Raw genomic sequence first — 20,726 nt, 5'->3', positions numbered from 1 at the left:
GGGCGCCAGGCCGATGCGCGCCTCCTCCATCAGCCGCCGCGCCAGGGCGACGGAGTCGTCCTCGCCCTCGATCCGGAAGAAGGCGTACATGCCGCCCTCGGGCGGCGGCGCGACGACGCCCTCCAGAGCGCCCAGCCGCCCGGTCAGGAAGTCGCGCTTGGCCCGCAGCTCGTCGCGCAGGCCGGCGACGAAGGACTCGCCGTCGCGCAGGGCCGCGATACCGGCCGCCTGAACGAAGACCGGCGCGCACGAGGTGTTGAACTCGATCAGCTTGCCCAGATCCTCCTCCAGCTCCGGCGGCGCGACCAGCCAGCCCAGCCGCCAGCCGGTCATCAGCCAGGCCTTGGAGAAGCTGTTGGCGCCGATCACCCGGTCCTCGCGCTCGGCGATCCGCAGGAAGGAGGGCGCGGTCGATGAGCCCGGGCGATAGATCAGGCGCTCATAGACATCGTCGCACAGGATCCACACGCCCAGCTTCCGGCAGTGCTCCAGAATGGCCTTCTGGTCCTCGGCCTCGATCGTCCAGCCCGTGGGATTGCCCGGCGAATTGAGGACGAGCAGGCGGGTCTCGGCGCAGACGCTGGCGAGCAGGCGATCCAGGTCGAGCTTCCAGCCTTCCGGGGACGGCGTAAGGGCGAAGCGCGTGACGCGGGCGCTCAGTATGGCGGGTATCTGGCTGACGTTCGGCCAGACGGGCGTGACGACCACCACCTCGTCGCCAGGCGAAACAAGCGCCTGCATGGCGATCATCAGGGCCGAGACGCCCGAGCTCGTCACCGATATCCGAGCCGGTTCGAAGGCCCTCCCGTGGAGGCCGGTCAGATAGGCGGCCAGGGTCTCGCGCAGCGGCGCGACGCCATTGTTGTGGCTGTAGAACACGGCGTCGGCGTCCAGCGCCTCGACCGCGGCCGCCTTGATGAAATCCGGCGTCGGAACGTCGCTTTCACCGAACCAGAACTTGACCAGATCGGTCTTGCCAAAGCCCGCATTGGCGATTTCGCGGATCTTCGACCTCGGCAAGGCGCGCACGGCCGGGCGCGATTCCAGGCCGGCCTGCGCGCCTGGGAAGGGCGTGGAACCGTGGGGATTCATTTCACCGGCCTCTCTTGCAATCCGACGATCCACATGTAATCACTGTCTATATTAGGGGCGCAAGAGAATTCCAAATCGAAGGAATTTTCCGCGTATTTTCAGGTGCTTGCCATGAGCTCGATCGGAGCGGACATCACCGACAATTGGACGCGGCTCCAGGTCTCGGCCTCGGAAGGCGTGGTTGAGGTCGCCCTGGCGAGACCTCTGGCGCGCAACGCCCTCGATCCCGTCATGATGCTGGAACTGACCGAGCTGGCCCGGCGCCTGCGCCGCCATCCGGCCGCGCGCGCGGTGATCCTGCGGGGCGAGCCGACCTTCTTCTCGGCCGGGGTCGATCTGGGCGCCGCGCGGGGCCGCAACGGCGCGGCCAGCAGCCTGCTCGACCTCCGCTGCCAGGTGGCGGCGGGTCCGGACCTTTGCCGCGCCTGGGAGGAGATCGAGGCCCCGACCGTGGTCGCCATCGAGGGCTTCTGCATCGGCGGCGCCGCGGCCCTGGCCGTGGCCTGCGATTTCCGGATCATGGGACATGGCGCGCACATGCGGCTGCCCGAGATTCCCCTCGGCATGAACATGAGCTGGCAGACCCTGCCCCGGCTGGCCGCCCTCGTCGGCCCCTCCCGCGCCAAGCAGATGGCCCTGTTCGGCGAGAAATTGGACACCGAGACCTGTCTGGCCTGGGGGCTTTGCGACGAGGCCACACCCGGCGGCGGCGCGCTGGAGGCGGCCCGCCGCTGGGCCGCGCGACTGGCCGCCCTGCCGCCCATCCCCGTCCGGATGACCAAGGAGGCGGTCAACGCCGCCGCCCTGGCCAACGCCCACGCGGTCAGCGTCATGGACCGCGACCAGTATCTGCTCGCCGCCCGCTCGAAGGACCTGAGCGAGGGCGTCGCCGCCTTTTTCGAGAAACGCCCGCCGAAATTCACCGGCGACTGACCCCACGCGACAAGGAAGAAGCTCATGAAGCGCGCCGCCATCGTCTCGACGGCTCGAACCCCCATCGGCAAGGCCTATCGCGGCGCCTTCAACGACCTTGAAGCCCCGACTCTGGCCGGACACGCGATCGCCGCCGCCGTCGAGCGCGCCGGGCTGGAGGGGGCCGAGGTCGAGGACTGCCTGCTGGGCTGCAGCATCCAGCAGGGCACCCAGACCTTCAATATCGGGCGTCTGGGCGCGCTGGCGGCGGGCCTGCCGGTCTCGGTGGCGGGCATGAGCATCGACCGGCAGTGCTCCTCGGGCCTGATGGCGATCGCCACGGCCTGCAAGCAGGTCGCGATCGACGGCATGAGCTGCGTCGTGGCCGGCGGCGTCGAGTCGATCAGCCTGGCCCAGACCAAGGCCATGAACATCTCGCGCGTTCCCGATCCGCGCCTGATCCGCCTGGCGCCGGCCATTCACATGCCGATGCTCGACACGGCGGAAATCGTCGCCGCGCGCTATGGCGTCTCGCGCGAGGCCCAGGACCTCTACGCCCTGTCGAGCCAGCAGCGGACGGCGGCGGCGATGGCCGCGGGCGTGTTCGACGACGAGATCATCCCCGTCACCTGCGAGATGGTGGTGACGGACAGGGCGACGGGCGAGACCTCCAGGCGCACGGTCACCGTGGCCAAGGACGAAGGCGCCCGGGGCAACACCACGCTGGCCGGCCTGTCCGCCCTGCCCCCCGTGCGCGACGGCGGCACGGTCACGGCGGGCAACGCCAGCCAGCTGTCCGACGGCTCGGCGGCGGTGGTGGTGATGGAGGCGGAGATGGCCGAGAAGCGCGGCCTTGCGCCCCTTGGCTGGTGCCTCGGCGTCGCGGTCGCCGGCTGCGAACCGGATGAGATGGGCATCGGCCCGGTCTTCGTCATTCCCAAGCTGCTGGCCCGCCATGGCCTGACGATGGATGACATCGGCGTGTGGGAGCTGAACGAGGCCTTCGCCTGCCAGGTCCTCTATTGCCGCGACCGGCTGGGCATTCCCGACGAGCGGCTGAACATCAACGGCGGCGCCATCTCGATCGGCCACCCCTATGGCATGAGCGGGGCGCGCATGGTCGGCCACGCCCTGCGCGAGGCCCGTCGTCGCGGCGAGAAATACGCCATCGTCACCATGTGCGTCGGCGGCGGCCAGGGCGCCGCCGGCCTTTTCGAGGTCGCCTGATCATGGAGCTTCTGTTCGCCTATCAGGAGTGGCCCTACGCCGAGACCTTCCGCATCTCGCGCAGCGCCAAGACCAATTCCGAGCTCCTGACCGTCTGGGTGCGCTCGGGTGGTCACGTCGGCCGGGGCGAATGCGCGCCCCTGCCCCAGTACGGCCAGACGGCGGAGGACGTGGCCCACGCGCTGGAAGCGGCGCGAGACTGGTTCCATGAGGGCGCCACGCGCGAGGCCGTCGCCGCGCGGGTCGCCAACACCTCGGCCAGGAACGCGCTCGACTGCGCGCTCTGGGATCTGGAATGCAAGACCTCGGGCAAGGACATCTGGACCCTGACCGGCGTCGAAAGAGCCGACTCCATCGAGGTCGACCTGACGATCGGCATCAACCCGACCGCCAAGATGCAGGCCGACGCGGTCTCGGCGGTGAAGCTCGGCTATCGCATCATCAAGATCAAGGCGAACGGCGAGGACGTGCTGGAGCGCGTGGAGGCCATCGCGCGCGCCTGTCCGGGCGTTCGCTTCATCGTCGACGCCAACGAGGCCTGGACGCTCGACACGCTGAACGCTCTGACGCCGGAGCTGGCGCGCCTCGGGGTCGAGCTGATCGAGCAGCCCCTGCACCACCAGCGGGACGAGGCCCTGGCCGACTATCGCGGGACCATTCCGCTCTGCGCCGACGAAAGCTGCTCGGGCGAAGACGACCTGCCGCGCCTCTCGAAGCTCTATCAGGCCATCAACATCAAGCTCGACAAGGTCGGCGGCCTGACCCCCGGTCTGTCGCTGAACCGCGCCGCCCACGCCCTCGGGCTCAAGGTGATGCTGGGCTGCAGCGGCCCGACCTCGCTGGGCGCGGCCCCCGCCTATGTGCTCGGAACCCGCTGCGATTTCGTCGATCTGGACGGTCCGGCGCTTCTTCTCGACGATCGCGCCTCGGCGATGCGCTACGAGCAAGGCCGCCTGCTTTGCTTCGGCCCCGACCTCTGGGGCTGACGCCGAACATCGACGAAGGGACCATGCGGCCGAAGATCAAGATCGTTTCGCTGGGCGGCACCATCTCCATGCGTTCCGAGGGCGCGGGCCTGAACCCGGCCCTGGGCGCGGAGGCGCTGGCGGCCGATCTGGCGCGCCGGACGCCGCAGGTCGAGCTGATCCGCCAGGACCTCGGCCGCGTCGCCAGCGCCAATCTCGACTTAGCCCTGGTCAACCGCCTGTCGGGCCTTATCGCGGGCTTCGCCGCCGAGGGCGGCCGCGGGGTCATCGTCACCCAGGGCACCGATACGCTGGAGGAGACCGCCTTCCTGACCGAGCTCCTGGGGACGCCGGCCTTGCCCGTCGCGTTCACCGGCGCGATGCGCGGCGCCTCGGCCGACAGCCCTGACGGTCCGGCCAATCTGGCCGACGCCCTGGCCTTCGTGACCTCGCCGAGCGCCGGGGCCGAGGTCGTCGTGGTGATGAACGGCCAGGTTCACGCCGCGCGACACGCCCAGAAGACCGACACCACCGCGCTCGACGCCTTCTCCAGCCGGAGCCACGCCCCGCGCGGCCGGCTGCACGAAGGCCGGTTTATCGCCCTGCGCCCGCCCTTTCCGCCCCTGCCTTCTGTCGGCCCTCGGCGCGGGGACGCCTCGCCGCGCGTCTGGATCGCGACGATCGGCCTGGACATGGACGAGACGCTGTTCACCCTGGGCGAGGACGCCGGACCAGACGGCTGGGTCATCGCCGCGCTGGGCGCTGGCCACGTCCCGGAAAAGCTCGCGCCGGTGCTGGGGCGCCTCGCGCGCAAGGCCCCCGTCGTGCTCTGTAGCCGAACGGGCGGCATGGTGTGCGAGCGCACCTACGGCTATGCCGGCGCCGAGATCGACCTCCTGTCGCGCGGCCTGCTGGCCGGCGGATCGCTGAGCCCCGCCAAGGCCCGCGTGGCGCTTCTGGCCCTGCTCGGAGACGGCCGGGGCGACGTCGCCCGGCGTTTCGCGGAGCTTGCGGCTCGGGTCCGCGACGAGACCTCTCCCGATACCCGTCCTTCTCCGCTGGAGACCGCATCGCCGTGACCCAAGCCCCCGCCAACGACCTCTCCGCCTATTGGATGCCCTTCACGCCCAACAAGGCGTTCAAGGCGGCCCCCAGACTGTTCGTCGCGGCCGAGGGCCAGTTCTATTTCACCGCCGACGGCCGAAAGGTTCGCGACGGCTTTTCGGGGCTTTGGTGCTCGGGTCTAGGCCATTGCCACCCGCGCATCAGCGAGGCCATCGCCGAGCAGGCGAAGCGGCTCGACTACTCGCCGGCCTTCAACTTCGCCACGCCCGACGCCTTCCGCCTGGCCACCGAGATCGCCGACCAGTTCCCCGGCGCGTTGAACCACGTGTTCTTCACGAATTCCGGCTCGGAGGCCGTCGATACGGCGCTGAAGATGGCCCTCGCCTATCACCGCGCGCGGGGCGAGGGCTCGCGAACCCGCCTGATCGGCCGGGTGAACGGCTATCATGGCGTCGGCTTCGGCGGGATCTCGGTCGGGGGCATGCCGAACAATCGCAAGGCGTTCGGCCCGCTGCTGCCCGGCGTCGACCACCTGCCCTTCCCCTATGACCCCAAGGTCTCGGGCTTCACCCGGGGACAGCCCGACCGCGACCCCATGGCCTATCTGGCCGAGCTCGAGGCGCTGATCACCCTGCACGACGCCTCGACGATCGCCGCGGTCATCGTCGAGCCCATGATCGGCTCGGCGGGCGTCTTTATCCCGCCCGCGGGCTACCTCGCGCGCCTGCGCGAGATCACCGCCAAGCACGGCGTGCTGCTGATCTTCGACGAAGTCATCACCGCCTTCGGCCGACTGGGCTCGCCCAACGGCGCGACCTTCTTCGGCGTCGAGCCCGACCTCTGCACCATGGCCAAGGGCGTGGACAACGCCGCCGTGCCGCTGGGCGCCGTCGTCGCCTCGCGCCAGATCCACGACACGATCATGGACGCGACCGCCTTCGGGATCGAATTCTTCCACGGCTACACCTATTCGGCGCACCCGCTGGCCGTGGCCGCGGGCCTGGCGACGCAAGCGGTGCTGCGCGAGGACGGCGTCTATGAGCGAGCGGCCGCGCTCGCGCCGCTGTTCGAGGACCTGATGCACGGCCTCCGCGACAAGCCTCACGTCATCGACGTCCGCAATCTGGGTCTCGCCGGCGGCCTGACCCTGGCGCCCGATCCGGAAGGCCCGGGCCGTCGCGGACCGGCGCTGTTCCTCGCGGCCTACGAGGAAGGCCTCGCCATCCGCGCCAACGGCGACACCATCGCCCTCGCCCCTATCCTGACCAGCGCCCCCGAAGACCTAGAGGACATCTTCGAGAAACTGGGACGCGCCTTCGGGCGGCTGGTTTAGGCGCAGCCGGGGGTCACGGCGACTTCGAGCGATTCGACGCCTCGCGTCACACCCTGCCGCGAGCGCGCTGAAGCGCACGGAAGCGACCCGAACGCGGCGCGCGGCGCGAAGCCGCGCCGAAACACATAGATAAGGGTCTGATTTTCTATAAGAAACTGGCGGGCCGCGACCGATGATAATGAGCACTACGTCTACGCTATAGCCCTCTAAGCCCGCCTTTCGCATCCATTGGCGAGGGACGTGCGATGTCCGCCATCACTGTACGGACCTGTTGATCCGCAATTCTCTGTATCAAGATAGCGTTTTGCTTTCAGGAGGGCGTCTGACGCAGCGCTCGAATGCCTCGGAAACGATACGCTAGAGCGTCGGACTTTTAATCGGACGCACATCCTGCGGCCTTAAAGAAATTCCAACATTCGGCAGGGCTGAAGAGATCGCATATGTTGCCGATGGCACGCCAGAGAGCATCAAAGGTTCTGGCCTTGGCTTTGCGCAGGTGAGCCTTGAGCTTGGAGAAAGCCATTTCGATAGGATTGAGGTCGGGAGAGTAGGGCGGCAGGAACAGGAACCATGCGCCCTTGGCCTTTAGGATCTCAGCGGCTCTGGCACTTTTGTGGACAGCGAGGTTGTCGAGGACGACGACATCCCCCTTTTCCAAGGTGGGAGCGAGTTGGGTTTCGACATAGGTATCGAAGGCAGCACGGTTCATCGCCTTGTCGATGATCCAGGGTGCCGTCAGGCCGTCGCAGCGTAAGCATGCGGTGTAGGCCGCCTTGCGGCGAGAGATTTCGACGTCCAGCTTTTCGCGGGCAATCCAGCATCAGTGCTGGCAGCGCTGCTGGAGAGCTTGGCGTGGATGATGAGACGTATGTTCGGCGCAGGCGCTGGAGCACGGAAACGACTGTCCGATAACAGACGATGAGCGCAAGTATCATTGGCTTTTTGCGCGCCGACCGGACGAGCATCCGAGTCTTGGAGAACTCGGGCTCTGACGCCTGCGGACGGAACGCTCAATACGGGGCGAATAGCGGTCCAGCCGCGACAAGGATGAATAGGAAGTGTGAGATGCAAGCCGCCCGGCGACCTGAGGGCCGCCGGGAAGTCAGACACTCATGGACCAACGATGAATGTTGCGGTCATTCCAGGATGGAAACGGCAATAGACGTCGATCCGCCCAGGTTTGGTGAGGGTAACACGGCCCTCCTCATTCGGCTTGAGATCGACATCGAAGGATTTGTCGCGCGCAGTCGCAGTGTGGCGGAACAGATCGTGATTGGCCCAGACGACCGTGTCGCCCACCCGGATTCCATCCGGCACGGAACCAAATTTCATCTTATCGACAACGATCACATGCGTTCGGGCCTCGGCCCGGGCAGCAAGCACCGGGAGGAATGAAGCGCTTGCAACGACGACCAGCAGAGTACGGCGGGATAGGGCTACCATGCTCATTTCACCATCCGCGCCAGATGCTCGGCATGGGCCTGATGCTCCTGAAACAACGTCAGCCCGGTTTCAAGCAGGCTCTTGAGTTCGCCATTATGAGCACTAGGGATCAATTCCTTGCGCAGCGCTTCGTTGACCGTACGATGATAGGCGACTTCGTTCTCGACATAGGCACGATCGAAGGCCGCGCCGGAGAGCATCTTCAGGTTCGCTTCGATTTTCGATGCCTGCATTGTGAGTGCGTCACTTGTCGTATTGGCTTCCGGCGTAACCTTGAGCCGCTTAACCAGCGCGAACGCCTGGTCGTTCACTGCTGCGTGATCGCGCGCCATCAGCTCGGCAAAAGCACGGACGTCCGGATTCGTCGTCTTGGCCAAAGCTAGCTTGGCGGCGGCGACGTCGATCTGCCCGGCTGTATAGGCGATATGGGCGATCTGCGGATCGCTAATTTTGGCTTCGTGAGCGAAAGCCGTCGATCCGACAAGTGCGAAAAGACCGACGAGAAACGATTTCTTGAGCATGATAGTTCTCCATGATGAGTGGGGCCGCAAATCGGCACCCAGCACACCAATTCGATGACCATTTGTGCATAAGGTTCCCGGGGCGCGGTGATTATCCCCTTAAGGCGTCCAGAACTTCGTTCCGTCCGGCTGCTTCCGCGTAGATGCCTCGAAAGGCGCGGGTAACCAGCGCGCCGCCATGTTTCTTCACGCCGCGCGACGACATGCATGCATGACTTGCCTCGATGACCACGGCGACACCACATGGTTTCAGCGTGTTATCGATGGTATCGGCGATCTCGGCCGTTAGCCGCTCCTGTATCTGGAGGCGCCGAGCGAACGTATCGACCAGCCTGGCAAGCTTCGAGATGCCGACGACGCGCTCACGGGGCAGATAGGCTACGTGTGCAACCCCCTGAATCGGAGCCATGTGGTGCTCGCAGACCGATTCGAACGGAATGTCGCGTAGCAGCACGAGATCATCATAGCCGGCTACTTCGCCAAAGGTTCGTTCCAGTACACTTGCGGGGGTTAGTGCATACCCTGCAAACCATTCCTCGTAGGCCCGCACCACTCGCGTTGGCGTGTCCTGCAAACCTTCCCGCATGGGGTCGTCGCCGGCCCAACTGATCAGAGTGCGAACAGCAGCCTCGGCCTCAGCCCGGCTTGCCCGCTGTGTAAGGAGGCCCGGGCGGCCCCGACAGGCGCAAGGTTCGCTGTCTGATAAATGATGGGGTTGAGTTGGTGATTTGATAAGCATTGGCGAGCCTCCTTTTGGCGATTGCAATCAGCCATTTGATGCTGCCATGCCGTCGAGGTTCCCGCCGATGACGCTGCACGTCCTCGCGCAAAGCATGCTGCCGAAATGCGGGAACCTTTACTCTGATCTGGTATCTAATCGGCATTTACGGGAGAATGCCGCATGGTTGAACGTCGCAAGGAAGTGGTCCTCGATTGCGAGGCAATGTCGGAGGCTGAACTAGTCTCCCATGTGCGGCGGGGCGTCCGCGATGCGTTCCGCGTCATCATGCAGCGCTATAATCAGCCGCTGTTCCGTGTTGCGCGCGGGATCGTCTCAGACGACGCCGAAGCCGAGGACGTTGTCCAGGAAAGTTACTTCCGAGCCTTTGCCGCCTTTCATACGTTCCGTAGCGAGTCGAGCCTGCTCACCTGGCTCACGCGGATAACGATCAACGAGGCGCGTGGCCGGTTGCGGCGTCGTCGCAGGCAGATGGTCGATCTCGATGAGGTCGAGACAGCGCAAGCAACGGGGGCCCTCGTGGTTGCTTTTCCGGGAGGGCGGCCGATGGATAATCCCGAAGCCGATGCCGCCCGCGCGCAAATCCGCTTGTTGATCGAACAGGCCGTCGATTCACTGGCTGAACCGTTCCGACTCGTGTTCATCTTGCGTGACGTACAAGATTGTTCGATCGAGGAGACGGCAGAACGGCTCGGCATCCGGCCGGAGACGGTAAAGACGCGCCTGCATCGCGCCCGTCTACAACTCCGCGCCGCACTCGAAGAGACGTTGGCGTCCAGCATACGCGACACATTCCCCTTCCTCGGCCGACGCTGCGAGCGCATCACTGAAACCGTCCTCGGCCGACTCTCGAAGACCTATGGCTGGGATGACAGTGCTTCGGAATCTGTCGTCGGCTAAAACAACAGTGGCAGTCGCCTCCGAGGAATTCTCAGTCGGCATTTCAATCGCACACCGGGAACCTTTTCCCGAACTCTCCATCCAATGTCTGTCACACACCCGGCGCAGGCCGGAAAGGAGAGACTTCATGTTAAATTATGCGATCCTCTGCTTCGCCGCCGCTGCTGTTGGTGGCATGGTCCTAGCTGCATCGGTTCTCCGCGGGCGCCTCGCACCTTGGGCGTTATCCCTAGTACATGCAGTGATGGGCGCGCTTGGCCTTGTCCTGACGTTCGCAACTGTCTTTCAAGGCGCGGCATTTCCGGTTCGCGTCGGGTTCGTCGTCCTGATCGTCGCGGCGCTGGGCGGTTTCTACCTAGCTTCTTTCCACCTCCGCGGCCGCGTCGGCCCGAAGCCGGTTGTCGTCATTCACGCGCTCGCGGCTGTCACGGGCGTCGCAATCGTCGCCGGCGTCAGCCTGGGATTGGTGTGAGAATGGCCATGCGACTGTTTGGACATCCCGTTCATCCCATGCTGGTACATTTTCCCCTCGCGCTCTGGTCGATTGGATCCGTAAGTGATTGCTTGGCGCTGCTCGGTTTCCACGAGTTATGGCGGATGGGGTCGTTGGCGATCGGGGGCGGCCTAATCTTGGGGCTGCCAGCGATCATCGCCGGTTTGATCGACTACGTCACACTCAGGGAGCGCGTCCTGGCATTAGCTAATACGCACATGATGCTGATGGGCCTCGCCTGGCTTGCCTATCTCGCAGCGATCTTCATGCGCAGCGGAGAAGGCTTAGTGCTCATCAGTCAACCTGATCCTGTGCCTGTTGCAGCGAGTCTAGCCGGCTTTGCATTACTTGCCGTTGGCGCGTGGTTCGGTGGTCAGATGGTTTACCGCTTCGGAGTCGGCGTACATCAAGATATTGAATCGGCAGACGACAATTGCGGTCAGTCGAGCAGGGAGATGTGAGTAGTAGGGGGGACGGCGGTTTCGCAGGTGCGGCCTGCTGCTGGTTTGACGGGCACAGAAATAAGATGTGTCTGGAATCTACGAGGCCGTCAAATCTGCATCGCCCAGCCGAGTATCAAGGTTGGCGCGAACCGCGACTTATTTGGTGCTATACGTCAATGAAATGCCCGTCCGGCACGGCTAACTCTTGAGCAGGCTTTACTGAGGAATGAAGCCGAGCAGACCGGCCGGTCGGAGGCGGCATCTTTCAGTGCGGTTAGCGCAACTCTCAACACGAACAAGCACACCGTGACGACTGCAAGCCAAGACGGCGGTGCGCTCAAGTCTCCAAGGAGATCAAATGACTGACAACGGGTTGGCCCGTTATCCGGACGATCGCGCGGCAACCGTCTTGCGCACGGCTGCAGTTACAGGAGGAAATGCCGGCTTGGCGCAGCGTCTCCCGACGGGCGTCAGGGCCAACGCCTTTGATCCTGGGCTTGATGCCCGGCACTGGCTAGGTGTTTAGGCCCGCAATGCTCCGAGTCCGATCCGGTTCATCGCGAAGTACGTCATGCCTCACACGATCCCGCTACACTGCCGGGTTCTGTAGCCCAATGTTCACATGCCTGCCGAATCCGGGCGTCGCGCTGGCCCGGCTGCTGACCGATCGAACTCTGGCCGGCACCACAGGCAAGTATTTCGAAGGGATGAAGGAAATTCGCTCGTCGGTCGAAGCGTGTGACGAAGGCCGAGCCGAGGAGCTGTGGCAGGCCAGCGAAAAGCTAACTTGGCTACGCTATCTGGTGTTGGCTGCCTAACTGTCTGATGGCGAGGTGTGATTATGCGGAGGCGGCGACAAAGAACTGTTTCTTCGGACGAACGGCCCCAAATGCTGGGAAGCCGCATTCCCCTCGCGTCGCTGATCCAGACACTTACCGTGGCCGAATATCTGAACTTCCGCCATGCGGCGAACGCACTCGGCGTGGCGCAATCCAGCGTCAGCGCGCGCGTGAAGGCGCTGGAGGACGAACTTGGCATCCTTCTGTTCGAGCGCCATGCGCGGGGCGTCCGGCTGACAGAAGCCGGACGGCATTTCGTCGAGCGAGTGACGACCGGCATCGACCATCTCGACCACGCCGTCAGGACCGCCGGCATGGTGGCCCGCGGCGAGCAGGGCAGCTTGCGCATCGGCATCCATGCCCTGATCCCCGGTAGTTTCCTCGCCAACATGCTCGAACGATACCGGCAACAGCATCCGGGGGTCGAGGTCGAGATTGCCGAAGGCACGGTTCGCGATAGCGTCATGCAGCTTCGTACCGATCGGCTCGACGTGACATTCGTGGCAGGCTCCCCCGAGTTTCCCGACTGTCATGCGCGACGGATATGGAGCGAACGACTCTTGGCTGCGCTACCTTCTCGCCAGCCGCCAGCCGAGGGAGCGGGCATCACCTGGGCCGATCTGGCGGGTGAGACCTTCATCGTCCGGCACGCCGGCACCGGACCCCAGGTGCATGACCACATCGTCAAGCGTCTCGCAGGCAGATACGCGAACCTCTCGATCCTGCGCTTCGCCGTTGAGCGCGGCACGCTGCTGTCGATGGTCGCGCAGGGTTATGGCGTCACCATCGTCGGCGAGGCGACATCGCCGATGCACTTACCCGGCGTGAGATTTCTGCCGATCCTCGACGAGCCCGAGCCGCTTGCATTCTCGGCAGTCTGGTCGCCGCACAATCGCAGCCCCGCGCTCCGAAGCCTTCTCGACCTAGCGGCCGAGATGAGAAGATCAGGCTGGACCGCATGATTCTGCCAGCCCATTCGATGGCGCGGAGCAGGCGAGCGGCGAGCGCGCCGGTCGTAGCCTTGATCTGGGCCGCCGCATCCCGGCTGGCAGGCGTGTAATAGAGTTGGATGAGACCGCGATCCGCCGCCGAGACCGGATGGCATTTGTCCTCAGCCGCATCGTCATCGAGCGTATCGACCCAGAAAAGCTCCTGCGAAACCTCGTCATCGACCGTCCTGTCATCTTCCCATCGCGCTTCGAGACGCAGGCGGCAGACCGGCGATTTGCCCTCCCGTTCGATCTGCATGTGCCGGAACGAGGGCGCGATCGTCTCCGGCGTCGCGGTGCCATCGGCCAACTCCGGCAATCCGATCAACACGTCGATGAACAGATCCTTGGGTTCACGATCGTCGGGATCATCGCCGGCACCCAGGAGGAAATCCGAACGCTGCACGGTGCGCTGCGTCCGCGACACGCCGAACAGTTTCGACAAGGCATGGAGCAGCGCGGTCTTGCCCGCCGCGTTCGGGCCGACGACCGCCGTGATCTCGGGCGAGATCGGCACCGTGATCGGATCAGGACCGAAACAGCGGAAGCCGGACAGGGTTACAGAGTCGATACGCACAGGCTTCCTTCCGTCAGGCGGCAGTGGGGAGCGGATCGGTGCCCTCGCTCAGTATGGCGAGATACCCCCGGTAACTGAACACGCGGCCCCGCTTGCGGCCCGTGACCTCCTCGACGATGCCGAACCGCTCCAGATCGGCGAGCGCCGCATTGACCGTGGGGGCCGAGAGGCCCGTCTGGTGAACGAGCTGGTTGGCCGTCAGATAAGGATTTTGCTGGAACAGATCGTGGATGCGCAGCGCCGAGCCGGCCCGGTCGCTCTCCACCGTGATGCGCTCGCGGTCTTGTTTGAACAACTCGACAATCCGGGTTGCCGCATCGAATGCCTGATTGGCGGTATCCGCGACGCCCGTGAGAAAGAAGTCGAGCCAAGCTTCCCACGCGCCATGCTCGCGCACCTCCTGAAGCAGGCGGTAATAATCGGCGCGATGGGTTTTGAGGTAGAGGCTCAGATAAAGCAGCGGCTTGCGCAGCACCCCGTTGACGCAGAGATACAGCGTGACCAGCAAGCGGCCGATCCTGCCGTTGCCGTCCAGGAACGGGTGGATGGTCTCGAATTGAACGTGCAGCAGGCCGGCCTTGATGAGGGCGGGAAGACGCGAGCCTTCCTCGTGCATGAAACGCTCCAGCGCATCGAGGCAGGCATCCATTTCAGTCGGTGGCGGCGGCACGAAGAGCGCATTGCCGGGGCGTGTCCCACCGATCCAGTTCTGCGAACGCCGGAACTCGCCGGGGCTTTTCGTGCCGCCGCGTCCGCTTTGCAGCAGGCGCGCGTGCATCTCACGGATCAGGCGCAGCGACAGCGGCAGGTTTTCCAGCCGCTCCAGCCCGTACATCATTGCGTCGACGTAGTTCGAGACTTCGCGGATATCGTCGATCGGCTGACCGGCCTGCGCCTCAGTCTCGAAGCGAAGCAGGTCCGAAAGGGTCGATTGTGTGCCCTCGATCTGGGACGAGAGGACCGCTTCCTTCCTCACATACATATACAGGAACAGTTCCTGACGCGGGAGCAGCATGGTAATGCCGTCCAGACGCCCCAACGCTCGCTCCGCTAGGCTCAGCCGTTCCAGCAGGGCCAGCACGTCGATCGACGGCTCTGGCGGCAACGGCGGCGGCACGAAGGCGCGCACCATCTCGCCTGCAACGGGCGTTTCAACGAAGCGGCCTAGCCGGAGATTGGGCGCGGGTTCGAACATAAGCTGAATATGATGCCGCAGTCTTATTTAAGCAATAGGCGCTTGGCTTAAATAGGAAATGAGCTAAGGTAAGCGCTCTTAAATAAGGGCGATGTCACCATGGGCGGGTACACGCAGCGGGTCCGAGACAGTATTCTTCCGCTTTCAGTGGCCGGAACCCTGCCGGCTGCTTTTGGCGAATGGTCCTTTACCGAAAATACGGTCGATCACGAACAGCCCATCGAAACCTGCGAACTCTGCGGCCAGCAGGATCTTCGCTACCATTTCGAGATCGCCAATCAATATACCGACTCGAAGCTCTGGGTCGGCTCCCACTGCATACTACAGTTCGACGTGGCCGTCCTTGAGAAGGGTCGGCGTTTGTCGCCGACAGATGCGAAACGGCACCTCGCCAAGCTGACCCAGCAGATGCAGTTGGAATCCTGCATCCGCACCCTTGAGCAGCTTGCGGCGAAGGAGAGCAACCCCATCCTGTCCGGCGCGCTCGACTACTATCGCAAGAACAAGAAGCTCACTCCCAAATATACCGCCGTCGTTTTCTGGAAACTCCAGGCTTTCAACGTCGATCATCACCCGTCGTTCTTTCAGGTCGAGCTTCGTCGCGCTCAGCACGTCGAGGATCTCCGACAGATGCAGACCGCGCGCGTCCATCGCTTCTGGAGCGCATTGACGACGGCGCAGCGGCGCAAGGCCGTGGAACTGGGCCACTCGCCGCCACAGGGATAAGCGGCGATCAGGATGCATGGTTCTCCGGTTTCCCGGCTTTGCACATCCTGATCCGGTCCTCTTGCCCGGCTCCCGCTGACGCTCACGCAGGGCGGGTTGCTTGGGGGCGCTGCCCCCTGGCGCGGTCAAGGGTAAAGCGCCGGCGAGCCGGCGCCGTCCGGGGTGGTCTCCCCAACCTTCCGCGCGGATGCGGTTCTCCGCATATCCGTAACTACGGACATCCGCTTGTGCAGGTCGGGTGATCCCCCTCCACCCCGGCCGCCCTGGCCCTTGCACCCCCCGGTCTCGCCGACGGGCAGGGTTTCAGCGCGGCGCTTCGCTGCGCGAAACCCAAGCCCATAGGAGAAAGACCATGACAACCATTGCCACAGAAACCACCGCCATCCCCGCCGCCGTGACCGTGACCGGCGCGGAGGTGTTCATCCCGCTCAACAAGCTCAAGAAGCATCCCAACAACGCCCGCAAGACGCCGCACAGCGAGGCGTCCATCGAGGCGAAGGCGGCGAGCATCCACGCCAAGGGCATCCTGCAGAACCTCGTGGTGGAGCCGGAGGTTGACGCCGAAGGAGCCGCGACCGGCTTCTATCTGGTCAGCATCGGTGAAGGCCGCAGGCTGGCGCAGTTGCTGCGCGTCAAGCGCAAGCAGATCAAGAAGACCGAACCCATCCGCTGCGTCATCGACACCGTCAACGACGCCAGCGAAATCAGTCTGGACGAGAATGTCACCCGCGAAGACCTGTCGCCCGCCGATCAGTTCGAGCGCTTCCGCGAACTTGCCGAAACGCGCGGCTGGGGCGCGGAGGAAATCGCCGCCCGCTTCGGGGTGACGGCGCATGTCGTGCGCCAGCGGATGCGTCTCGGCGCAGTCAGCCCCAAGCTGATGCAGGTCTATCGCGATGGTGGCCTGACCTTGGAGCAGTTGATGGCCTTCGCCATCGTGGACGATCCAGCCCGGCAGGAGCAGGTCTATGAAAACCTGTCGTGGAACAAAGACGCTTCGACCATTCGCCGCGACCTGACCCGGATGCACATCGCGGCGACGGATCGGCGGGCGGTCTTCGTCGGCGCGGAGGCCTATACCGAAGCGGGCGGCGTGATCCTGCGCGACCTGTTCACCGAGGATCGCGGCGGCTTCTATGAGGATGCTGCGCTTCTGGACCAGCTTGTCATCGAGAACCTGCACGAAATCGCGGAGAGCGTGAAGGCCGAGGAAGGCTGGAAATGGGCCGCTGTCCATATCGACTATCCGCACGGCAACGGGCTACGCCGCACCTATCCGCATCCGGTGGCGCTGTCGGAGGAAGACGAGGCCGCCTATGCCGCCACGCAGGGAGAATACGACGCGCTGACGGAGCAGTATGACAGCGCCGACGAACTGCCAGACGACGTGGATCAGCGGTTCGGGGAGCTTGAAGCCGAGATCGAGCGCATCGACGCCTTGCGTCACGCCTATGATGCCGACGAGATCGAGCGCGGCGGTGTGTTCGTCATTCTCTCCCATGACGGGGAAGCCCGCATCGAACGCGGCTTCATCCGGGCCGAGGACGAGAAGCCGGAGCCCGAAGAGGATGCGGACGGCGAAGGCGGCGGCGTGATCGACGGCGTTCGCGTCAACAGCGATGGCGAGATCATCGAGGGCGGCGACCATGATGCGGACGGTGACACCGTTCCCGCGTCGGAGGCCGAGGACGAGGATGCCGGGGATGCGGGCAAGCCGCTGTCGGACCTTCTCGTCCGCGACCTGACCTCGCACCGGACGCTGGGCCTTCGCCTTGCGCTGGGCGAGCAGCCGGACATGGCGCTGATCGCCGTGACCCATGCGCTGGCGGCGCAGACCTTCTATCGCGGGGTGGATGCCGCCTGCCTTGAAATCCGCCCGACCAGCAGCTTCCTCGCATCCCACGCGGACGGCATCGAGGACACGGCGGCGGGCAAGGCGCTGGCGGATCGTCACTCCGGATGGGCGGCAGACATGCCGCGCGACGTGGCCGACCTGTGGGGCTTCGTCGCCGGTCTGGACCATGCCAGCGTCATGGCGCTGTTCGCCCATTGCGCCTCGCTGACCGTCAATGCGGTGAAGCAGCCTTGGGAGCGCAAGCCCCACGCCCATGCGACGGCGGACAGGCTAGCAACGGCGGTGGCGCTCGACATGACGGCGCACTGGACGCCCACGGTGCGAACCTATCTCGGTCGCGTCACCAAGGCGCACATCCTCGCCGCCGTGCGCGAGGCCGTCAGCGATGCGGCGGCGGAGCGGATCGCGGGCTTGAAGAAGACGGACATGGCGGAGGCTGCCGAACAGCTACTGGCCGGAACCGGCTGGCTTCCCGCCGCCTTGCGCACGGCGCGGCCCGCGTGGCTGGACCAGCAGCAGGACGGTGACGCCTTCCAGATCGCCGCAGAGTGAGGACCGGGCCGGGATCGCATCAGCGGTCCCGGCCTTCCGTTCGCCCGACACCCCGAAATTCCGGTCGCGCGGTGTTCACCGCGCGACCGGCTGACCTCGACTGTCCGATGATCTAACCCGTCATCGGCGCTATGGAGAACCGTCATGATCGCCGTGATGTTGATGAGCGTGGCGCTGATCGCGGGACTGTGCGTCCTCGCCTATACGCTCGCCGTCTATGCGCTGCCCTTCATGCTCGCCATCGAAGCGGCGCGCTTCGCCTACGTCACCGGCTCCGGCCTGATCGGCGCGGGCCTCGTCGGCATCGTCGCCGGGGCCGCAGCCTATGGCCTGCTGGTGCTCGCCTTCGCGTCGCTGCGCTCGCCGGTCCTGCGCCTGATCGTGGCGCTGGTCTTCGCCGCGCCCGCCGCCGTTGCGGGCTATGCCCTTGTCCATGGCGTCACCGGCGAGGCAGTGCCGTCCGAGGTGTGGCGGCAGATCTTCTGCGTCATCGGCGGCGGGTTCGTGGGTGTGTCGGCGTTGGTGCGGTTGATAGCAATAGCATCGCCAATTCATAACGGAGACTGAAACGTCCGATGATTGGTGTTACGATTGTTGGGAAGAACAACGAATGAAAGCTGTTTTCTCGTGTTCAAGAGATTGTCAGATCTCAACCTGCCTGACCCTTATTTTTCAGGGACTGCCGGATTTATCGGCTCCACACTTGAAGACTTGTACGCGGATATGCGCGTATTCGATCTTTCTGTCCCGCTTCCAGATTCGGTCCGACGATCTCACCACGCTATTCGACACGCTTATATCTACGCCTATTTTTCATATGATCTGCTGACTATAGCAGCGAGCCAGACATTCCCCTGCCTTGAACTCGCTCTGCGTGAGCGGATCGGCCACCAGGCAGCCAACCGCGTGGACAGAAAGGGAAGGCCACGCCCGGCCATGCTCGACGAGTTACTGAAATCCGCCAAGGAACAGAATCTGATTTCTTCAGAAATCGAATATCTGAGCAGGATGCGCAATATGTTCGCGCACGGAAGCGATGCCGTGCTGAACCCTTCCATGTTTCTGACCAGTTTTGAAATCGTCACCGACATCATCCGGGAACTCTACCCCAACCAACAGGTGCAATTGTCGTTCTCTTGATATGTTCAGGTTGGCGTTGCCCTTCGGGCCGCGCTTTCGGCTGCGCCGGAACCACGCCGATGGCGCATTTCCGCCATTCGGCTTCAATCGCTAACGTGAAGAGCGGCGGTTGATGGCCCTTTCGCTGATGAAGCCCCACTCTGGCGAACCGGGCTTCTGGAGATGTCCGGCCTCAGTCACCGTTGTGGCAGGACTATATTGGCGGTTTCTCCGTTCCCGGCATCGCCGCCCAGCAGGTTGATGCACCGGGATTCGTGGATCGCCAGTTCCAGTTGTTGGGAGTGGTCGCGTTTAGCCAGCGGGGGGGGGGGGGATCGTCGCCGGTCTGCCAATCCCGGCGCTGCGAAGAAGGAGAAGATCGGGAAGCGCCCATGCCCGCTCGTGGACGATAAACGGGCCTTCCCGTCGAAGGTCGGGAATGAGGTTGACGCGCCCGGAGGTTCGCCGCCGTTTCCATTTCAGGCACGGAGACCGACCGCCAACAGTGTCGTGTTCCTCAGATTTCTCTGCCAGCCACGCCCACGGCGTCCTCGAATGGATTGGGTCTGACCGAAGACCGGCTGCGCCTCGCTCGTCTTCCCGCAACGTCCGTCGCCAGCTTTTTTCCGCCGCCTACGGCTTTGCATCGCGAAACAAAAAAAGCCGTCGCCGTCCGCCTTCCACTCCGTTTCAGCCCTACGGGTGCGGGGCCGATCGACCCCGGTCGCACGACCACCATCGAGGCCGCGATAGGCGCGGCTAGATGAGAAAAAAGGAACACGGCGATGGCGACCATCGGCACCTTCACCAAGAACGAAAACGGCGCGGGCTTCACCGGCGCGGTCAAGACCCTGACCCTCAACGTCAAGGCCAAGTTCGTCGCCACCGAGGGCGACAGCGAGCGCGGCCCCGACTTCCGCATCTTCGCCGGCGCCACGGAGTTCGGTGCGGCCTGGAGGAAGATCGCCCGCGAGACGCAGCGCGAATATCTCTCCGTCAAGCTGGACGATCCGAGCTTTCCCGCCCCGATCTACGCCGGCCTGGTCGAGGGCGAGGACGGTGAAGGCCATAATCTCACCTGGTCGCGCCGCAACGGTGACTGAGACCGGACATCTCCAGAAGCCCCGCTCGCCCGAGCGGAGCTTCGTCATGGTCATGGCCGTCACCGCCATCAGAAAATACGGCGATCAGGATGTGCGGGGTCTTCAGGCGGATGCGAAGACCGACTCTTGCCGACATCCCGCAAGGAGCTTTTCCACAAGTCGATCGACGTTGTTCTCGGCGGTTGCAATGGACGAGGCCAGCCGTTCGTCGGCGAACTCGTCATATTCAATGGCGATGGCGTCGCTGGCGTGGAGGCCGAGATAAGCGAGGGGAACATTCAGTCCCTGCTCGACAAGGTTCATTGCCGCAAGACGCCCTCCAGCGTCATATCCATAGTCGCCGCGCGCCGTCAGGATGACGAGGCGCTTGCCTGGCGAAAGCATCGGCCAATTGTCCGTCGTCAGAAGTTTTGGGACAGCCGGGCTGCGGATTTAGTGGAGGGTTGGCCTCGTCTGGGGTTGAGATTTAGGCGGCGATTTTGCGGTGCTGCAAGCGCCGATGTTCGAGGGTCTGGCGCTTGACGCTGGCTCGGCGGCGCAGGATGTCGGCGGCCCTGCCGAAGTAGGCGTCGGCGGGGGTCACGTGTCCGTCGTCAGAAGTTTTGGGACAGCCGGGCTGCGGATTTAGTGGAGGGTTG

At 64.4% G+C, this 20,726-nt stretch carries 22 protein-coding genes and 1 pseudogene; 15 read left to right on the top strand and 8 right to left on the bottom strand.

From position 1 onward, the window contains the following. A partial coding sequence (locus tag Q0V34_RS18725) for a pyridoxal phosphate-dependent aminotransferase (protein WP_297515211.1) occupies positions 1–1,092 on the bottom strand: 1,092 nt, incomplete at its 3' end. Positions 1,093–1,203: 111 nt separating this feature from the next. On the opposite strand from Q0V34_RS18725, the gene Q0V34_RS18720 reads away from it, so the two are divergent. The 5 genes from Q0V34_RS18720 to Q0V34_RS18700 are packed head-to-tail and all read left to right on the top strand — an operon-like array spanning position 1,204 to position 6,594. Beyond that, the gene (locus tag Q0V34_RS18720) at positions 1,204–2,025 is read left to right on the top strand and encodes an enoyl-CoA hydratase/isomerase family protein (RefSeq protein WP_297515208.1); all 822 of its coding nucleotides are present in this window, start codon (positions 1,204–1,206) and stop codon (positions 2,023–2,025) included. Positions 2,026–2,049: 24 nt separating this feature from the next. Beyond that, a complete protein-coding gene (locus tag Q0V34_RS18715; protein ID WP_297515205.1) occupies positions 2,050–3,231 on the top strand; it encodes an acetyl-CoA C-acyltransferase in 1,182 nt (393 codons plus the stop codon). A 2-nt stretch (positions 3,232–3,233) separates the two neighbouring features. Further along, on the top strand, positions 3,234–4,217 hold the full coding sequence (locus tag Q0V34_RS18710) for a dipeptide epimerase (RefSeq protein ID WP_297515202.1): 984 nt from the start codon (positions 3,234–3,236) through the stop codon (positions 4,215–4,217). 23 nt (positions 4,218–4,240) lie between these two features. Continuing rightward, on the top strand, positions 4,241–5,275 hold the full coding sequence (locus tag Q0V34_RS18705) for an asparaginase (protein ID WP_297515199.1): 1,035 nt from the start codon (positions 4,241–4,243) through the stop codon (positions 5,273–5,275). After that, complete coding sequence (locus Q0V34_RS18700) at positions 5,272–6,594, top strand: aminotransferase class III-fold pyridoxal phosphate-dependent enzyme (RefSeq protein WP_297515196.1); 1,323 nt, start codon at positions 5,272–5,274, stop codon at positions 6,592–6,594. The genes Q0V34_RS18705 and Q0V34_RS18700 overlap by 4 nt, the downstream gene beginning before the upstream one ends. 373 nt (positions 6,595–6,967) lie before the next feature. Here Q0V34_RS18700 and Q0V34_RS18695 read toward each other — a convergent pair whose 3' ends face one another. From Q0V34_RS18695 to folE, 4 genes are all read right to left on the bottom strand, one after another. Further along, positions 6,968–7,408 (bottom strand): transposase, encoded by a 441-nt coding sequence (locus Q0V34_RS18695; protein WP_297515214.1) that lies wholly within the window; start codon positions 7,406–7,408, stop codon positions 6,968–6,970. Positions 7,409–7,704: 296 nt separating this feature from the next. Continuing rightward, the gene (locus Q0V34_RS18690) at positions 7,705–8,043 is read right to left on the bottom strand and encodes a plasmid stabilization protein (RefSeq protein WP_297515193.1); all 339 of its coding nucleotides are present in this window, start codon (positions 8,041–8,043) and stop codon (positions 7,705–7,707) included. Continuing rightward, positions 8,040–8,558 (bottom strand): DUF4142 domain-containing protein, encoded by a 519-nt coding sequence (locus Q0V34_RS18685; protein WP_297515190.1) that lies wholly within the window; start codon positions 8,556–8,558, stop codon positions 8,040–8,042. Before Q0V34_RS18685 ends, Q0V34_RS18690 begins: the two co-directional genes overlap by 4 nt. Positions 8,559–8,649: 91 nt before the next feature. Beyond that, positions 8,650–9,297 (bottom strand): GTP cyclohydrolase I FolE, encoded by a 648-nt coding sequence (gene folE, locus Q0V34_RS18680; RefSeq protein WP_297515188.1) that lies wholly within the window; start codon positions 9,295–9,297, stop codon positions 8,650–8,652. Positions 9,298–9,459: 162 nt separating this feature from the next. Here folE and Q0V34_RS18675 point away from each other — a divergent pair, with 162 nt between their 5' ends. The 5 genes from Q0V34_RS18675 (at position 9,460) to Q0V34_RS18655 (ending at position 12,934) form a co-directional block, all read left to right on the top strand. Continuing rightward, positions 9,460–10,197: an RNA polymerase sigma factor gene (locus Q0V34_RS18675; RefSeq protein ID WP_297515185.1), complete on the top strand. Its 738-nt coding sequence runs from the start codon at positions 9,460–9,462 to the stop codon at positions 10,195–10,197. Between the two features lie 127 nt (positions 10,198–10,324). Beyond that, positions 10,325–10,669: a hypothetical protein gene (locus Q0V34_RS18670; protein WP_297515182.1), complete on the top strand. Its 345-nt coding sequence runs from the start codon at positions 10,325–10,327 to the stop codon at positions 10,667–10,669. Between the two features lie 2 nt (positions 10,670–10,671). After that, positions 10,672–11,151, top strand: a complete 480-nt coding sequence (locus Q0V34_RS18665) for a DUF2231 domain-containing protein (protein ID WP_297515179.1) — start codon at positions 10,672–10,674, stop codon at positions 11,149–11,151. Positions 11,152–11,747: 596 nt separating this feature from the next. Then, positions 11,748–11,951 (top strand): hypothetical protein, encoded by a 204-nt coding sequence (locus tag Q0V34_RS18660; protein ID WP_297515177.1) that lies wholly within the window; start codon positions 11,748–11,750, stop codon positions 11,949–11,951. A 71-nt stretch (positions 11,952–12,022) separates the two neighbouring features. Continuing rightward, positions 12,023–12,934, top strand: a complete 912-nt coding sequence (locus Q0V34_RS18655; RefSeq protein ID WP_297515174.1) for a LysR family transcriptional regulator — start codon at positions 12,023–12,025, stop codon at positions 12,932–12,934. Between the two features lie 433 nt (positions 12,935–13,367). Here Q0V34_RS18655 and Q0V34_RS18650 read toward each other — a convergent pair. Together Q0V34_RS18650 and Q0V34_RS18645 are read right to left on the bottom strand one after the other, a co-directional pair. Continuing rightward, positions 13,368–13,538, bottom strand: a pseudogene (locus Q0V34_RS18650) (AAA family ATPase); the annotation flags it as partial. Positions 13,539–13,551: 13 nt separating this feature from the next. Continuing rightward, positions 13,552–14,733 carry a Fic family protein gene (locus Q0V34_RS18645; protein WP_297515171.1) on the bottom strand — a complete coding sequence of 394 codons (1,182 nt, stop codon included), beginning with the start codon at positions 14,731–14,733 and terminating at the stop codon, positions 13,552–13,554. Between the two features lie 99 nt (positions 14,734–14,832). Here Q0V34_RS18645 and Q0V34_RS18640 point away from each other — a divergent pair, with 99 nt between their 5' ends. From Q0V34_RS18640 to Q0V34_RS18620, 5 genes are all read left to right on the top strand, one after another. Beyond that, positions 14,833–15,459, top strand: a complete 627-nt coding sequence (locus tag Q0V34_RS18640) for a hypothetical protein (protein ID WP_297515168.1) — start codon at positions 14,833–14,835, stop codon at positions 15,457–15,459. Positions 15,460–15,811: 352 nt separating this feature from the next. Beyond that, complete coding sequence (locus Q0V34_RS18635) at positions 15,812–17,866, top strand: ParB/RepB/Spo0J family partition protein (protein WP_297515164.1); 2,055 nt, start codon at positions 15,812–15,814, stop codon at positions 17,864–17,866. A 144-nt stretch (positions 17,867–18,010) separates the two neighbouring features. Then, positions 18,011–18,433, top strand: coding sequence for a hypothetical protein (locus Q0V34_RS18630; protein WP_297515162.1), 423 nt, complete (start codon positions 18,011–18,013; stop codon positions 18,431–18,433). A 60-nt stretch (positions 18,434–18,493) separates the two neighbouring features. Next, a complete protein-coding gene (locus Q0V34_RS18625; RefSeq protein ID WP_297515159.1) occupies positions 18,494–19,006 on the top strand; it encodes a hypothetical protein in 513 nt (170 codons plus the stop codon). Positions 19,007–19,770: 764 nt separating this feature from the next. Next, on the top strand, positions 19,771–20,088 hold the full coding sequence (locus tag Q0V34_RS18620) for a DUF736 domain-containing protein (RefSeq protein ID WP_297515156.1): 318 nt from the start codon (positions 19,771–19,773) through the stop codon (positions 20,086–20,088). Between the two features lie 102 nt (positions 20,089–20,190). Here the strand turns inward: Q0V34_RS18620 and Q0V34_RS18615 are convergent, their stop codons facing one another. Continuing rightward, entirely contained in the window at positions 20,191–20,472 is a 282-nt protein-coding gene (locus Q0V34_RS18615; RefSeq protein ID WP_297515153.1) for a hypothetical protein, read from the bottom strand. Positions 20,473–20,726: the final 254 nt, after the last annotated feature.

The organism is uncultured Caulobacter sp. (genome assembly GCF_947036865.1).
In the GTDB taxonomy this organism is placed as follows: Bacteria; Pseudomonadota; Alphaproteobacteria; order Caulobacterales; family Caulobacteraceae; genus Caulobacter.
The sequence above is the reverse complement of the archived record's forward strand: the minus strand, read 5'-3'. Positions and strand labels throughout refer to the sequence as shown.

Coding starts and splice junctions, on each gene's coding strand:
- Q0V34_RS18710 (WP_297515202.1), top strand. CDS start 3,234: ATGGAGCTTCTGTTCGCCTATCAGGAGTGGCCCTACGCCGAGACCTTC.
- Q0V34_RS18630 (WP_297515162.1), top strand. CDS start 18,011: ATGATCGCCGTGATGTTGATGAGCGTGGCGCTGATCGCGGGACTGTGC.
- Q0V34_RS18675 (WP_297515185.1), top strand. CDS start 9,460: ATGGTTGAACGTCGCAAGGAAGTGGTCCTCGATTGCGAGGCAATGTCG.
- Q0V34_RS18670 (WP_297515182.1), top strand. CDS start 10,325: ATGTTAAATTATGCGATCCTCTGCTTCGCCGCCGCTGCTGTTGGTGGC.
- Q0V34_RS18665 (WP_297515179.1), top strand. CDS start 10,672: ATGGCCATGCGACTGTTTGGACATCCCGTTCATCCCATGCTGGTACAT.
- Q0V34_RS18655 (WP_297515174.1), top strand. CDS start 12,023: ATGCTGGGAAGCCGCATTCCCCTCGCGTCGCTGATCCAGACACTTACC.
- Q0V34_RS18715 (WP_297515205.1), top strand. CDS start 2,050: ATGAAGCGCGCCGCCATCGTCTCGACGGCTCGAACCCCCATCGGCAAG.
- Q0V34_RS18685 (WP_297515190.1), bottom strand. CDS start 8,558: ATGCTCAAGAAATCGTTTCTCGTCGGTCTTTTCGCACTTGTCGGATCG.
- Q0V34_RS18645 (WP_297515171.1), bottom strand. CDS start 14,733: ATGTTCGAACCCGCGCCCAATCTCCGGCTAGGCCGCTTCGTTGAAACG.
- Q0V34_RS18690 (WP_297515193.1), bottom strand. CDS start 8,043: ATGAGCATGGTAGCCCTATCCCGCCGTACTCTGCTGGTCGTCGTTGCA.
- Q0V34_RS18640 (WP_297515168.1), top strand. CDS start 14,833: ATGGGCGGGTACACGCAGCGGGTCCGAGACAGTATTCTTCCGCTTTCA.
- Q0V34_RS18660 (WP_297515177.1), top strand. CDS start 11,748: ATGTTCACATGCCTGCCGAATCCGGGCGTCGCGCTGGCCCGGCTGCTG.
- Q0V34_RS18620 (WP_297515156.1), top strand. CDS start 19,771: ATGGCGACCATCGGCACCTTCACCAAGAACGAAAACGGCGCGGGCTTC.
- Q0V34_RS18615 (WP_297515153.1), bottom strand. CDS start 20,472: ATGCTTTCGCCAGGCAAGCGCCTCGTCATCCTGACGGCGCGCGGCGAC.
- Q0V34_RS18720 (WP_297515208.1), top strand. CDS start 1,204: ATGAGCTCGATCGGAGCGGACATCACCGACAATTGGACGCGGCTCCAG.
- Q0V34_RS18635 (WP_297515164.1), top strand. CDS start 15,812: ATGACAACCATTGCCACAGAAACCACCGCCATCCCCGCCGCCGTGACC.
- Q0V34_RS18705 (WP_297515199.1), top strand. CDS start 4,241: ATGCGGCCGAAGATCAAGATCGTTTCGCTGGGCGGCACCATCTCCATG.
- folE (WP_297515188.1), bottom strand. CDS start 9,297: ATGCTTATCAAATCACCAACTCAACCCCATCATTTATCAGACAGCGAA.